We start from the raw sequence: 14,374 nt of genomic DNA on the forward strand, positions 1-14,374 counted from the left end.
TAAAAAATTGGTCTATTAGATTCTAAATTTTTTTGTCTTGTTTTGGCTATAAATATTTGGGATACCTTCGTTATCATCTTTTTAAAAGAACAGCATTGTTATCTTATTATGCCATAAAACACCGTTGTGTAAGGTATGCTGATATCAGGCATGAAAAAAGGCAGGGGAATATTGTTTGTGCTGATTGAGAGCCTTTGCTTTTAAGGATATGTGAAGGGAAAGAATGCACAACTCTATAGTTTCATGGATAATGGGCATTTTTCTACTTTTAAATTTTGCAAAAAGCGTTTTTGAAGCTTTGGAATCGAGTGCATTATTGTAAGTGGGGAATAAGAAAAGTGGTAAAGTGTGCTTCCTTTCACCATAAGATTCACTATCTTTAATTTTAAAATCAAGATAAATCCTTTGAAGAAATTGTTAGAATTGTTGCTGAATAGATGAACAAGGCCGTTGTTTTGTTTGTTAAATAGAGATGAAATATAACTTTTAAATCGGAGTGAAAGTGGTAAGATTTTCTTCTTTCTTTAAGGCGTGGGGAGAAGAGATTGATCATATCGAAAAAGTCGATGACAAGTTTTCTTTATGGTTTGAAATATGGAGATATTGAAGAGAGTCTATTAAAATGGGGTGTAAAAGTAGATCATCGCTTCCTCAATCATTAGGTTTTGAAAAGGGTAAGAGAAATATCTTTATCGGCTTATTGATAAATATGGTATTTCCAGTGGGTGCAGTTTTACGCGCTTGTTTTAAAGAAGTTCTCTCAACGTTCCAAAAGTCCTTTCGCGACGGCATTTTTGAATGGTCTAACGGTAAATCCATTGAGCCTCCCATCTTTACGCTTATGAAGTAACAAGCCGGCACCATCACACACTTTGCCAGCTTCCAATGTTTTTTGCTACAGCTCTTGTCGTAAGATGATGCATAAGAGGCATTTTTACTTCTTTTGTAACGTGTAAGAAAATTGTTTTGACTGATTCAATATAAACAGGGTTGGGATGAGAGAGTTCTCCAATATTGGGAACGCTCATTCAACATGCAAAACAATAAATTGTTTTTATAAGTCAGTATTTTGCCATATGATGTTTAAAGTGTCATCAAGCCATTTATGGTAATTGCACGCTTCTTTGTTTGAGGCATGAACAGAGAAAATAAAGCCAGGATATCCACCAAATGCTGGTGGAGGTGGTGAAATATGATCCGTTTCAAAGAAAATGATAGTTCTGCTAGTTTGTGGATGTTGTACGACCTTATCGAGACCTAAAAATCCAGAGAAGCGTCCATACCCATGAAGAGGAATAATATAATTTGCAGCCACTTTTTTAGCTGGGAGGACATCAGGAAGATCTAAATTTTGTTCAGCTAAAGCGGCATTCATACAGAGTTTTGCAAATGAAATTCCTGTACCTTGTTCTACAATAAAATGGGAGACACCTGACCCACCTATACGAGCGCCGATCTCAATGATATAAGGTAAATTATTAGCATCTAGGCGTAGCTCTACATGGGCAGCTCCCATATTTATACCAAGAGCTTTGACTCCAGAGCATGCAGCCTCACATAAAGCAATAATTAAAGGATCATCTATATCACAGCGTTGACGATAAATTGTTTCTTCAAACCATGGTCCTTCAGGTTGTCCTTTGTCGCCAACGGCTAAAACATGCACACCTGTTGTATCAACAAAACATTCTACGACAAATTCTTTTCCTGGCAAATATTGTTCTACAATTAAACCTACAGGTTTATTTTTATCATTAAAACGTGCCATATCTTTATGCTGAATATTCCATACAGCTTTGATGAGCTTAGAAAATTCTTCAGGATTTTTAGCTAACATGACGCCTGTACTCGCCCATCCAGAGACGGGTTTAATAACGAGCGGATAGTCTAAGGTTTGTGTTTGTGATAGGTCTTCTGGATTATCTATATACAGAAATTTTGGTGTTCTTAAGCCTGCTTTAGCAAAAGCTTGACGCATGAGATATTTGTTTCTGGTTAATGCTGCTACTTCTGGTTCAATACTTGGAGTGTTGATTTTTTTGGCAGCCAAAGCTGTCCATAGAATGGCTTCTTCGCGAAGGGTCATAACCCCAGCAATATTGCGTTCTTTTACGCCTACTGCAAAAGCGTCTAGAGCTGCCTCTGGCTTATCAAAAACAGGAAGTTGCCAAGTTTCACTAACTGCTGCGGGGTGTTGAATAGGAGCGCTTTCAGCGGTATCATAGATCATTACTAATTCGATATTAGCTGCTTGTGCTGCTTCAAATATAAACGGGAGCTTTGTATTGCGCTGGCAAACTAATGCGAGTTTTTTCATTTTGTTTCCTTATTAAATTTGGAATTTGTGGCACGACGTTTTTGTTGCCATCCAGATACCTTTGATGCATCTATAAATAAGAATGTCATTCCTATAACAGCCATCATCATAGCAATTATTTTGATAATGTTGAGAGAAGGGCTCGAGCCGATTATCCATTCACATGTAACCACTGCAAAAGGGGATAATACGCCAATAGTGTTGGCGTATAATACACCTCCCTCAGCTAAAACTTTTTGGTACAAAACGTAAACTGGTGCCGAGCAAATAGTTCCTAAAATCAATATCTTAAATACATCTTCTAACTTAAGATATAAGAGTGGGGCAGGATCAAAAATGAATAATGGCATAAATGATGCGGCAGAAATTGTTGTAATCCAAGCCAGTGAGGTGAGCAAAGGTAAATGTTTAAGATAACGTTTAGACAATAAGCCATAAGCAGAGTAAGAAAGTGCTGCTGTTAAGGCAAGACCTACTCCTATCAGGTTATAATATCCACCTTCTCCACTGTTTATATTGAATGCTACAGCTGCTACACTGACAATTATCACTCCACTAAGCTTCAGCCATGAGAATTTAAGGACATTTGTCAATGCACCTAATATATAAGTAATCCCTGGAATAGTAGCAAGCATCATGGTTAAATCACTAGCTTTGAGTGATTTTAATGCACCAAAACTGCATACAAAATACAGCGAGAATCCTAACACTGAGAGAATAAAAAAAGCAGGTATCATGGAAAGCAATGGTAGGGATCTGAAAACGGCTTTCTCACGAAATAGTGCAATTAACCATAAGGCGGCAGCGGTGGCAAACAACCTAAGTCCAACCGCATGCATGACGGGTATATTGCTAACCAAATTCTTAGATAATAACCAACTTATGGAAAACAATGCTAGAATAGCAAAGGTAAATAGGAATAACCGTCCTTTTAAGAAACTCAATGATTTAATCCCCCAATAATGTACTGTGCATAAGATGATGTTGAAAAGTTAAATCGTGACTTTGAGGTCTGTGGTTTTCCAAGATTATCTTGGATATAATCCTTAGCTCCTGCCAAATAAGCATCATCATCTAATGCTTCAAGTGCTTTATAGCTGCAATCATCAATGCTATTACTTGTTTGAGATGCTCCAAATTAAAGATACCTCCTTGATCCGTTTCAATCAATGCTTTGTTTCACATCAATATTTCAAAAAGCAAGATCCCTGTACCAGCATCGAATGTCATATGCTGATCAGAATCTTTTGGATAACGAAATATGCGTTCTAAGAGGATAAATTCAGTTATTTCTTTCCAAAACTTTGAACAGTCTTCTAGCATAATACGCACTGTAACTAAGTTAACTTTAATTTCTTCTAGAAGATCTGTAAACCAATTTAATTTTATATACAGATTCTTATTTAATGGTTGCGGTCCAGTATGATGTGCATAGTCATGATAATACCCCCATAAACAGTGAACATCGTAAATGTCTTCTTTAGATAAGTTACGACTATGCAATTGACTGAACAGGAATTTACTATCTCGACCGAGTAAATTTTCAGCTTTCACAATTGTTTGCTTGTTGTAAATATCAAAGAGTTTGCTGAACAAACAAAGCAAATGCTTGTTTGTCAATTTTTTTAGCAGTTGCACAGATTTTGGGAATAAAACAATGTAATTGCCTTCTAAAAAACCTTTTGATGCTCTTCCCATTTTTATACATTGAAAAGGTGATACATAATCCTTTGTATATTTTGAGGCGTCGGCAAGATAGTCCGTTTCATGACGATATCCTGTCTAATTCCAGTCGGAATCCTTCTGGATCGGGACCATTTGTTGCACGCATTGGAGCCAAGAAAAATAGGGGAGCATCTGGTAATGGCGCTTTGAAAGCAGTCAAGGTGTTATCAAGTTTAGGAGGGGTAGTTAAACCGCTGAGCATTCACTGATGAAGATCATCAGAAGTGGTCACCAAAAGTTCCGGAGATAATCCGTCAATTATATCTGCATGATGATTGAGTAGAGTGATCAATTCATTAATCATATTACTATCTGCCGAAGTTGGTTCCTTAATGCTCCCATCTCGTTCTTGACGCATACGGAATTTGTCAACCAAGTTAACAATAGAAAGAGGAGCTTCAGATTGTTTTATAATGAGCTGACTTTAGCGAATGGAGCAAGAAAGCCATTGGCACTTGTCCAAAATTTTTCATAATATTCAGCTTATAACGGTTTGCTGCAACCGATGTTGTGATACTAGCATCGGCTTTTTCAGCCTTACAAAGAACGGCTGCATCAGCATTGCTGTTGGCAAATACTTTGTCATATTGATGAGCTACCAGAGATTGCGGAGTAGGACGAGTCGCTACGATTTTAATTTCATCAGCCTTATTTATTGTGTTTAGCTAAAACCATAGAATGGGTAGGCATGAAAAGCTATTAAATAATTGCATGTCACCTAAACGGGTGAATATAAATGTATGCAAGTCGGGGTAAGCTGCACAGCTTAGGAGATAACCATCCTTTTTCTGAGCGAGTTCATCAAAGGCTTCTTCAAGAGTTGCATATAAGATAATACGCGATTCTGAATCAGAGGAAAAAATATTTTGATTATGATTGTCAAGCCACTATTAAGCCACAGTTGCACAGTTAGTTTCTGCAGGGCCAAGTGTATTAAAGTATTATTTTCAGGTTTCACGACCTCTACACTCTATAATTATACAATTAAATTTAAGCTAGTGCAGTATGTGAAGTATATTAAGAAAAATAAGTTAAATAATTTAGTGCTTTAGAAAACATATGTATAGGTAAAAGAAAATTTACGATTATAATTTTGTTTTGTCATTGCCCTATTGCCATAAAATATCGTTATTTAGGGGAGTTATTAGGGAGAAAAGATTCTATGCAGGGGGTGTTTATTGGATATGTTAGAGAATTATTGGAATGGTGAAGCAAAGGTTGATGATGTGTAAAGCACACTGTTCTTTTGGGGATAATAAGCTTTTTTCTACTTTAAAATTTTGCAAAAAGTATTTTTTAGCTGTTCGTATCGAGTGCACTATTGTAGGTGGATAACGAACAGAGTGTTAAAACACGATTGCTTTTACCATCTCATTCAATATATTTAACTTTTTAATTAAAATAATATTTTTAAAAAATATTCTACAGTTGTAACTGTATTGAATATAGGAAAAGGTATCACCATTGGCTTGTTTGTGAAAGAAAGATGAAATATGATTCTTAAATTAGAGTGAGGTTGGCAAGAATCTTTTTCCTTCTTTGAGGTGTGGGAAGGGTGGATTAAATCTTATTAAAATATATAAAACTTAGAAAAAATAGTCTCTTTCTTGAAAAGATCAGAGGTAAACAATATGCGTGAGATTTTGGATCATTTTGATATGCCATTGAATAAAAAGATTTCTGTTCAACAGACTCAAAATCTTTCATGCCAATCACACCCAAAACGATTTTATAAACAAGTGAAAATTGCTTGTGAGGAAAGAGGTTTTACTATCTTATTAGATGAACGTTCTGTTAAGACGCCCGCAAGGCGTCATTTTTATGTGCCAACGCAAGTGTTTGCTGAATTCGTTGCTCAGGAATTTGAGAGCCAAAAGCACGTTGTTGATCCTGCAAAAATGCCGATGACGCGTTTGGTTAACACAGTTATTGATGGTATCGCTGATGATATGCAGGCTGTGTTTGAAGATTTATTGCGTTTCGTTGTATGTGATATGATCTTTTATCGTGCGCAGACACCTAAAGAGCTGGTGCAAAAACAATCTAAACAGTGGGATCCTTTATTAGATTGGGCAGAAGAAAAATTGGGGGCGCGATTTTATTTGACAGAAGGGCTAATGCATGTGGAACAATCACCAGAAGCACTTCAAGCAGTCAGTAATTATTTACGTAGAGTTGAATCTCCTTATATGCTTGCTGCACTTCATATGATGACGACCTTAACGGGATCTGCTCTCATTGCTCTTGCGGTTGCTGCGGGAAAGATTGATGCTGATCATGCATGGTCTATTGCCCATTTAGATGAAGATTGGATGATGGAACAATGGGGAACGGATAAAGAAACAATAGCACGCCGTGCTCATAAAAAAGTTGAATTTAATGCTGCGGTTACAATTGCTACAGTATGTTTATAAGATTTCTTTATTTCCTTGGGCTTTTTAAAGAAACATCTCTCAAAGAGTACCCAAGCCCATTTCACGGTGACAACCATGAATGGTATAACGATAAAGCCATTGAACACCACCATCTTTACGCTTGTGAAGAAGCAAGCCAGTACCATCATACACTTTACCAGCTCGTAGGTGTTGCGAACAGTCCTTGGTATTTGAGAGGGTTCATAAGAGGCATTTTTAGTTCTTTCTTGTACAGTTTTTACTCATATGCTAGCCTCGTTTTTGACGCGCAAGGAAATGGTCTTTATTGATTCAATATACACAGATTTGAAATGAGAGAATCTTACGATATTTAGCTTTCTAATTCATTTATAAATCAATGTGTTGTTTTTGCTGTTACATTATTTTTGTGATTTTGAGAGGATTGATTTTTACTTTTTCAAGTCCAGGAAATATTTCATTGGTTATGTTTAAGATTGCTTCGTCATTACCACGGATAAAATACCATTCATTATCGTGAAGGAGGGCAATAATTTCAGTTTGAATAGAGCATTTTTTTCCAGCATTTGTTGCGGTTACAAGCTCCACGGGTATAACAAAATAAGGAATGCCATTATCAAGTGTCCCTTCACGTTTTTGTTTTTGATCAATGTTGATTGTTTCAATCTTGTAACTTTCTGCCAACCGTTCTATTTGGCTTTTCATAATTTGTAGAAATTGTGATTGATTAAGATTTTTTTTGGCGGTTAAGCGGTTGATGATTTGGGGAGGAATAGCATTTAAGATGGCATTTGCATCGGCATTTTTAAGTGCTTTACTATAAGCAGATGTTGCTTTCTCAAGAGTTGTAAGCTTTTGGTTGGTTATTGTATGTGCTTTAGTTGTTGATGTGATAAAGACAATGCATAAAAGAACGGGAACGAGAAAACAAATTCGCGGCATTAGAAACCTTTGTTAATTCATTTGAAGAGATTCAACACATTATAAAGGAAAAGCGGATGAGCAAAAAGCCTCTTGCGCTTTTGCATGAGACGAATATCCACAAAAATGGAGGCTTTTGCCTCCATTTTTAAAATCAAAAGAATGCGTATTAATTGTTTAAACAGAATAGTACATATCAAATTCAACAGGATGGGGTGTTGTTTCGTAACGCAAGACTTCTTGCATCTTTACTTGAATGAAGGAATTAATCTGATCATCATCAAAAACGTCGCCAGCTTTAAGAAAGCCACGATCTTTGTCAAGTGCTTCAAGCGCTTCACGCAGGCTTCCTGAAACAGTAGGGATTTCTTTAAGTTCCTTTAAGGGAAGATCATAAAGATCTTTATCCATAGCATGTCCGGGATGAATTTTGTTTTTGATACCGTCAAGACCAGCCATTAAAAGGGCTGCAAATGCCAAATAGGGATTTGCTGTTGGGTCTGGAAAACGAACTTCTACGCGTTTTGAATTTGGTGAGGAGCTCATTGGAATACGGCAAGATGCAGAACGATTACGTGCTGAATAGGCAAGAAGAACAGGAGCTTCATAACCAGGAACCAAACGTTTATAGGAGTTTGTGGATGGGTTGGTAAAAGCATTTATTGCTTTTGCGTGCTTAATAACACCACCGATAAAAAACAGACAGGTTTCTGATAGTCCAGCATATTCATTTCCTGCAAAAATGGGTTTGCCATCTTTCCAAATGGAAATGTGGACATGCATTCCAGAGCCGTTATCACCAAAAACTGGTTTTGGCATGAAGGTTGCTGTTTTCCCATAACTGTTTGCTATTTGATGTACAACATATTTAAAAATTTGCATCTTGTCAGCCTCGCGAACAAGTGTATCAAAACGAATACCCAATTCATGTTGGCCCGCTGCTACTTCGTGATGGTGTTTTTCGACCTGTACACCCATATCTTTGAGTGCTGTGAGCATTTCAGAACGCATATCTTGGCAAGAATCAATCGGCGGAACAGGAAGGTAGCCTCCCTTTATTCGTGGGCGATGCCCTAGATTTCCTGTTTCATATTCCGTATCATCATTGGAGGGAAGTTCACTTGAATCGAGTTTAAACCCTGTGTTGTAAGGGTCCGTTTTATAGCGCACATCATCAAAGATAAAAAACTCTGCTTCTGGACCCACATTGATTGTATCTCCAATGTTTAAAGATTTCATATAAACCTCAGCCCTTTTGGCGATAGAACGAGGATCTCTACGATAAAACTCACCAGAGACAGGGTCAAGTACGTCACAAAATATGACCAAAGTAGATTGAGCAAAAAAAGGATCAATATGTGCTGTTGCTGGATCTGGCATTAAAACCATGTCAGATTCATTAATTGTTTTCCAACCAGCAATTGAAGAGCCATCAAACATAACACCATCACTAAAAGTATCCTCGCTGATTTCTGCGATATCCATTGTGATGTGATGCAATTTTCCTCGTGGATCAGTAAAACGTAAATCAACAAAACGGATTTCGTTGTCTGCAATCTGTTTGATAATATCTGATGCGGTTGTCATATTCAATTTCCTTAATGTGGCGTTGAGGTGGATAAAAAGACTAATTTTTTCGTTATCTATTAAAGGGCATCGATCCCAGTTTCGTCAGTCCCTATACGAATGGCATCATCAATGGAAAAGACAAATATTTTTCCATCTCCTATATGTTTGGTTTGGGCTGCTTTACGTATTGCATCAACAGTTTGTTCCAGTTTGTCATCGGACACGACAATTTCAATTTTTACTTTAGGGAGAAAGTCAACAACATATTTCGTCCCACGATAAAGTTCTGTATGTTCCCTTTGACGACCAAAACCTTTCGCTTCTGTTACTGTAATACCATGTAACCCAATTTTTTGAAGCGCTTCTTTCACTTCATCAAGTTTGAAAGGTTTTATAATGGCTTCAATTTTTTTCATGCTGAAATTATCTCCAACGTTATTTTGTCTTTTTAGACTGCATCACATTATATTGACAACTGTAAGATGTCCAACAGATACTTTGTGCACAAAAAGTCGGAAATGATGATACTATATATTCTTGGAGAGGCGCTTCTTTTGTAAAATTAAAGTGAAATATTATTGTTTTGGAAAAAACTTATAATCCTTATAAGCGAATCAAAATAATATCATTAAGAGAGTTTGCTTCCTTTTTGGGGGATAATGCATTGACTTATAAGGATAATTAGACGTTTTCTATATGGCATGAGGAATTCTAATAGCGTAAGATTTTCTCATTTTAGATCGTCTCATCAAAGCTATATCCTTGTATATCAAGAGATATGAGTGTGTGGATAAAAACATTTGAAAAAGGAATATAAATGCTTTTTATGAAAGCTCTCGATAACCAAAGGTTATTACAATATTAGAGATTAGGGGAGAGCGCAAATATTGGAAATGAAGGTGTTAGTTTGCACTTGCTTAAAAGCACAAAGATAGTGGTGTATAATAATTAATTTACCATTCTCAGGTGATGTCGTGAACTGGATTTGGGAGTGTTGAAAAATATTTTTTAAAACAAGCGTGTGAATTGGCAACGAAAATATATTCTATTTGGGGCGTTTTGTTTTTCGTGAGGAGCGAGATCTCATTAAAGAATGCGATAAACAAAAGCGTGAAGCAATGCGCAATCTTCATTCTTTTTAAAATATTGCTGTAGATGTTTTTGAAAATCGTAAAGATGAATTAAAAGGGGAGGGTAAAGATGGAAACTGGTTTATACCCTTAAAACTTCATATCCTTTCAAAATTAGGTTGTCTTCTCGTTTCAGAGATTACACCCAATAGAGCTATGCAATATGTTTGCCGCTATTTGACAATACAAAAACTAAAATAAAACAGCTTATAAAGCGCTAAATTGTTTTTAGTCTTTGCTTCCAACATGTTGCACCACTGGAATTAGGTGTTGGTTTACAGGTAACAATAAAAGTACAGGCTTTGTTCGTATGCTGTGTTTTATAAGGGGAAGCATTTTTAAGAATTGGAATTATAGAGGGATGGGCGCAGTAAAACATCTTTTAGAAATTTTCCTGTATAGGAAGCGGGAATTTTAATAATGTCTTCAGGGCGTCCAATTGCAACGATTTCTCCACCGCGATCTCCACCTTCTGGTCCTAAATCAATAATCCAGTCGGCTGTTTTTATAACATCAAGGTTATGTTCAATGACGATGACTGTGTTGCCTTGCTCGACTAGTTCGTGAAGCACTTCAAGAAGTTTGGAAATATCATGAAAATGTAAACCTGTTGTCGGTTCATCCAAAATATAGAGTGTACGTCCCGTTGTTTTACGAGAAAGTTCTTTCGCAAGTTTTACACGTTGTGCTTCCCCACCAGAAAGTGTGGTTGCTTGCTGTCCTACTTTTATGTAACCCAATCCTACTTTAATGAGAGTTTCCATTTTATTATGAATAGCGGGAATAGCTTGGAAAAATTCTTCTGCCTTTTCAATTGTCATATCCAAAATATCGGCTATAGACTGTCCTTTGAATTTTATTTCTAGTGTTTCTCGGTTATAGCGTTTTCCTTTACAGACATCGCAAGTAACATAGACATCAGGTAAAAAGTGCATTTCAATTTTAATGACTCCATCACCTTGACATGCTTCGCAGCGTCCTCCTTTAACATTAAATGAAAAACGTCCTGCTTTATAACCACGGGCTTTTGATTCTGGAAGTTCGGCAAACCATTCACGAATCGGTGTAAAAGCGCCTGTATAGGTTGCGGGATTAGAGCGTGGGGTGCGTCCAATAGGGGACTGGTTGATATCAATAACTTTATCAAGAAATTCTAGTCCTTCAATTTTGTCATAGCTGGCAGGGCTGTGATGAGAGCCCATGATATGATGTGATGCTGCTTTGAAAAGCGTTTCAATAAGAAATGTTGACTTTCCTCCTCCAGAAACACCAGTTATGCATGTGAAGGTTCCAAGAGGGATGTTCGCATTGATATTTTTGAGGTTATTGCCTTTGGCACCGATGATTTTAAGTGTTTTCGATTTTGATATTTTACGCCGTTCTGTTGGCATTCTAACAGCCATTTTTCCTGAAAGGTATTGGCCTGTGAGAGAGGCTGAATTTTCTATAATTTCCTGCGGTGTTCCTTGTGCTACGATTTTTCCACCATGAACGCCCGCGGCCGGCCCCATATCGACAACATAGTCTGCCGTGAGAATAGCATCTTCATCATGTTCAACGACAATAACTGTATTGCCAAGATTGCGCAAATGCTGCAGCATTTCCAAAAGGCGTTCATTATCGCGTTGGTGTAAACCGATAGATGGTTCATCTAAAATATAAAGAACGCCTGTAAGACCAGAACCAATTTGAGATGCTAATCGAATACGTTGGCTTTCTCCCCCTGAAAGCGTTCCTGAATTTCGAGACAAGGTAAGATATTCCAATCCTACATGATTTAAAAAAGCCAAACGTTCACGAATTTCTTTTAAAATACGTACGGCGATATTACGTTGTTTTTCTGTGAGATATTGATGAACATTGGCAAACCAATCATCTGCTTGTGAGATGGAAAGATCTGATATTTGCCCAATATGCATTCCGTTGATTTTTACAGCAAGTGCCTCTGGTTTTAAACGATAACCGTGACAAGCCGGACAGGGCGAAGAAGACATATAACGTTCGATTTCTTCTCGAGACCAAGCAGAATCGGTTTCTTTCCAGCGTCTCTCCATATTAGGGATGATTCCTTCAAAAGGTTGGGTCGTTTTATGCGAACCAGAATTATTTTTATAGATAAAAGAAATTTCATCTCTTTTTGTACCGTAAAGAATAGCCTGTTGTGCTTCATTAGAGAGTTCACACCATTGATCTGTGAGTTTGAAACCGTAAGCTTTTCCTAATGCTTCTAAGGTTTGTTTATAGTAAAGTGAATCTGATTTAGCCCAAGGGGCAATGGCGCCATTCTTGAGGGTAAGATTTTTATTGGGCACAATTTTCAGTGGATCCATTGCTTTTTTTATGCCCAGTCCATCGCAGAGAGGACAGGCGCCAAAAGGATTATTGAACGAAAAAAGGCGTGGTTCAATTTCAGGAATAGAAAAACCCGATACAGGGCAGGAAAACTTTTCTGAAAAAATGAGCCGTTTGTGTGTATCATTTTTTGATTTATGAGCAGATTCCTTTGTCGTTTCTTTTTGTGCTAAGGGTTGGTCTGCCATTTCAGCAATGGCAAGCCCATTTGCTAGCTGTAAACAGGTTTCTATACTATCAGCTAAACGAGAGGTGATATCCTTTTGTACAACAATGCGGTCTACCACGACATCGATGTCGTGTTTATATTTTTTATCAAGAGGTGGAATATCAGCGATTTCATAGAATTTTCCATCAACTTTAGCGCGTTGAAATCCTCTTTTTAAAAGTTCTGTTAGCTCTTTTTTATATTCTCCCTTTCGTCCTCGCACCAAAGGGGCCATAATAAAAATTCGCGTTCCTTCTGGTAAGGACATAATTTGATCCACCATTTGGCTTACTGTCTGGCTTTCAATAGGAAGTCCTGTCACAGGAGAATGAGGAATGCCAATACGGGCAAAGAGAAGACGCATGTAATCGTGGATTTCAGTAACGGTACCTACCGTTGAACGAGGATTGCGACTGGTTGTTTTTTGTTCAATGGAGATAGCGGGAGAGAGACCGTCTATGCGGTCGACATCGGGTTTTTGCATGACTTCCAAAAATTGGCGTGCATAGGCCGAAAGGCTTTCGACATAGCGACGTTGTCCTTCAGCGTAAATTGTATCAAACGCTAAGGATGATTTCCCTGATCCAGAAAGTCCTGTTATAACAATGAGTTTATCACGAGGCAGATCGAGATCAATATTTTTAAGGTTATGCTCACGTGCACCGCGAATGGAGATATATTTTTGATGAGTCATACTTTATCCTTGGCATATGTGGCAAAAATTGAGCACCTAAAATGGAATAAAACTGTTTTTTTAGAATTACAATGTGTTTAACTGCTTTAATGCAAAAGGAAGGTATAAGTTTTGTGAAGAAAATACAAATAAGCAGCTTTTTATTCTCTCGAGGTGGAATAAACTATGCGTTTTTATCATCTTTTGTTATAATTACACTGAATACAATATTGGTAAAGGATAGCAATACCTATATTGATGGTCAATTGCGACATGTAAATTGAAGGTCAAGATGGTTATAACTGTTATAGAACAGAGTATTTTACAAATTAAAATTTTGGAGTTTATGCGATGGCTGGTAGCCTTAATAAAGTTATTTTAATTGGTAATCTTGGTGCGGACCCTGAAATCCGCCGTTTGAATTCTGGTGATCAAGTGGCAAATCTGCGTATTGCTACTTCAGAAAGTTGGCGCGATCGGAATACAAATGAGCGAAAAGAACGCACTGAGTGGCATAGTATTGTTATTTTTAATGAAAACCTTGTCAAAGTTGCAGAGCAATATTTAAAAAAGGGGAGCAAAATTTATATTGAGGGGCAGTTACAGACACGAAAATGGCAAGATCAAAATGGAAATGACCGTTATACGACAGAGGTTGTTTTGCAAAAATACCGTGGTGAATTACAAATGCTTGATGGGCGCGGAGCAGCGGGTGGAGAGCAGGGAGCAAGTCAAGGGGGGAGTTACAGTGGTGACTTTGCTAATAGTAGTTCAAATCAAAGAAATACTTTTGGTCAAAATAATAACCAATTAGGAGAAAGTTTTTCACACAAATTAGATGATGATGTTCCTTTTTAAAAGGCTTTAAAGTTGCAGTATTATGATTGCTTTATGGTTTGTTTGTTTTAGATTTTTGAAGTTTAGCAAAGTGAAAGTTGTTAATTATTATTGGTAATTTAAAATATAAATTAATAACATCTTGAAAAATATTGTTAAATTTCTTTTTTGTTATGGGAGAGAAATTAGCATTTTTGTGTATTTTTCGATATAAACCGATATAAATAAAGTGAAATGATTCTTTTTTGA

Annotated in this window: 11 protein-coding genes and 1 pseudogene; 3 read left to right on the top strand and 9 right to left on the bottom strand. The window is 37.0% G+C overall.

All coding sequences use genetic code 11. The annotated features are described in order from the left end of the window. Window positions 1–726: 726 nt before the first annotated feature. The 4 genes and pseudogenes from ACFIML_RS00390 to ACFIML_RS00405 form a co-directional block, all read right to left on the bottom strand. A pseudogene (locus tag ACFIML_RS00390) lies at window positions 727–932 on the bottom strand (Arm DNA-binding domain-containing protein); the annotation flags it as partial. Window positions 933–1,054: 122 nt separating this feature from the next. Beyond that, on the bottom strand, window positions 1,055–2,317 hold the full coding sequence (locus ACFIML_RS00395; RefSeq protein WP_375608701.1) for an acetyl-CoA carboxylase biotin carboxylase subunit family protein: 1,263 nt from the start codon (window positions 2,315–2,317) through the stop codon (window positions 1,055–1,057). Further along, on the bottom strand, window positions 2,314–3,261 hold the full coding sequence (locus ACFIML_RS00400; RefSeq protein ID WP_375609458.1) for a DMT family transporter: 948 nt from the start codon (window positions 3,259–3,261) through the stop codon (window positions 2,314–2,316). The genes ACFIML_RS00395 and ACFIML_RS00400 overlap by 4 nt, the downstream gene beginning before the upstream one ends. Window positions 3,262–3,496: 235 nt before the next feature. Continuing rightward, window positions 3,497–4,015, bottom strand: coding sequence for a hypothetical protein (locus ACFIML_RS00405; RefSeq protein ID WP_375609459.1), 519 nt, complete (start codon window positions 4,013–4,015; stop codon window positions 3,497–3,499). Between the two features lie 32 nt (window positions 4,016–4,047). Between ACFIML_RS00405 and ACFIML_RS00410 the strand changes: the two genes are divergently transcribed. Next, on the top strand, window positions 4,048–4,251 hold the full coding sequence (locus ACFIML_RS00410; protein ID WP_375609460.1) for a hypothetical protein: 204 nt from the start codon (window positions 4,048–4,050) through the stop codon (window positions 4,249–4,251). Here the strand turns inward: ACFIML_RS00410 and ACFIML_RS00415 are convergent. Next, entirely contained in the window at window positions 4,245–4,400 is a 156-nt protein-coding gene (locus ACFIML_RS00415; protein ID WP_375608388.1) for a hypothetical protein, read from the bottom strand. The genes ACFIML_RS00410 and ACFIML_RS00415 overlap by 7 nt on opposite strands. Before the next feature lie 1,273 nt (window positions 4,401–5,673). Here ACFIML_RS00415 and ACFIML_RS00420 point away from each other — a divergent pair. Continuing rightward, window positions 5,674–6,456, top strand: coding sequence for an ATP12 family chaperone protein (locus tag ACFIML_RS00420; protein WP_375687118.1), 783 nt, complete (start codon window positions 5,674–5,676; stop codon window positions 6,454–6,456). A 375-nt stretch (window positions 6,457–6,831) separates the two neighbouring features. Here the strand turns inward: ACFIML_RS00420 and ACFIML_RS00425 are convergent, their stop codons facing one another. From ACFIML_RS00425 to uvrA, 4 genes are all read right to left on the bottom strand, one after another. Continuing rightward, complete coding sequence (locus ACFIML_RS00425) at window positions 6,832–7,377, bottom strand: hypothetical protein (protein ID WP_375606673.1); 546 nt, start codon at window positions 7,375–7,377, stop codon at window positions 6,832–6,834. Window positions 7,378–7,533: 156 nt separating this feature from the next. Next, window positions 7,534–8,943 carry a type I glutamate--ammonia ligase gene (gene glnA, locus ACFIML_RS00430; RefSeq protein WP_375606672.1) on the bottom strand — a complete coding sequence of 470 codons (1,410 nt, stop codon included), beginning with the start codon at window positions 8,941–8,943 and terminating at the stop codon, window positions 7,534–7,536. 59 nt (window positions 8,944–9,002) lie between these two features. Then, on the bottom strand, window positions 9,003–9,341 hold the full coding sequence (locus ACFIML_RS00435) for a P-II family nitrogen regulator (RefSeq protein ID WP_375606671.1): 339 nt from the start codon (window positions 9,339–9,341) through the stop codon (window positions 9,003–9,005). A gap of 1,052 nt (window positions 9,342–10,393) precedes the next feature. Further along, window positions 10,394–13,309: an excinuclease ABC subunit UvrA gene (gene uvrA, locus ACFIML_RS00440; protein ID WP_375615115.1), complete on the bottom strand. Its 2,916-nt coding sequence runs from the start codon at window positions 13,307–13,309 to the stop codon at window positions 10,394–10,396. A 330-nt stretch (window positions 13,310–13,639) separates the two neighbouring features. Between uvrA and ssb the strand changes: the two genes are divergently transcribed. After that, window positions 13,640–14,146, top strand: coding sequence for a single-stranded DNA-binding protein (ssb, locus tag ACFIML_RS00445; RefSeq protein ID WP_375606669.1), 507 nt, complete (start codon window positions 13,640–13,642; stop codon window positions 14,144–14,146). Window positions 14,147–14,374 lie beyond the last annotated feature (228 nt).

The sequence above is a fragment of the Bartonella sp. AC62GZZY genome (assembly GCF_042196525.1).
GTDB lineage: Bacteria > Pseudomonadota > Alphaproteobacteria > Rhizobiales > Rhizobiaceae > Bartonella.

Coding starts and splice junctions, on each gene's coding strand:
- ACFIML_RS00425 (WP_375606673.1), bottom strand. CDS start 7,377: ATGCCGCGAATTTGTTTTCTCGTTCCCGTTCTTTTATGCATTGTCTTT.
- uvrA (WP_375615115.1), bottom strand. CDS start 13,309: ATGACTCATCAAAAATATATCTCCATTCGCGGTGCACGTGAGCATAAC.
- ACFIML_RS00420 (WP_375687118.1), top strand. CDS start 5,674: ATGCGTGAGATTTTGGATCATTTTGATATGCCATTGAATAAAAAGATT.
- ACFIML_RS00435 (WP_375606671.1), bottom strand. CDS start 9,341: ATGAAAAAAATTGAAGCCATTATAAAACCTTTCAAACTTGATGAAGTG.
- ACFIML_RS00405 (WP_375609459.1), bottom strand. CDS start 4,015: ATGGGAAGAGCATCAAAAGGTTTTTTAGAAGGCAATTACATTGTTTTA.
- ACFIML_RS00415 (WP_375608388.1), bottom strand. CDS start 4,400: ATGCGTCAAGAACGAGATGGGAGCATTAAGGAACCAACTTCGGCAGAT.
- ACFIML_RS00395 (WP_375608701.1), bottom strand. CDS start 2,317: ATGAAAAAACTCGCATTAGTTTGCCAGCGCAATACAAAGCTCCCGTTT.
- glnA (WP_375606672.1), bottom strand. CDS start 8,943: ATGACAACCGCATCAGATATTATCAAACAGATTGCAGACAACGAAATC.
- ssb (WP_375606669.1), top strand. CDS start 13,640: ATGGCTGGTAGCCTTAATAAAGTTATTTTAATTGGTAATCTTGGTGCG.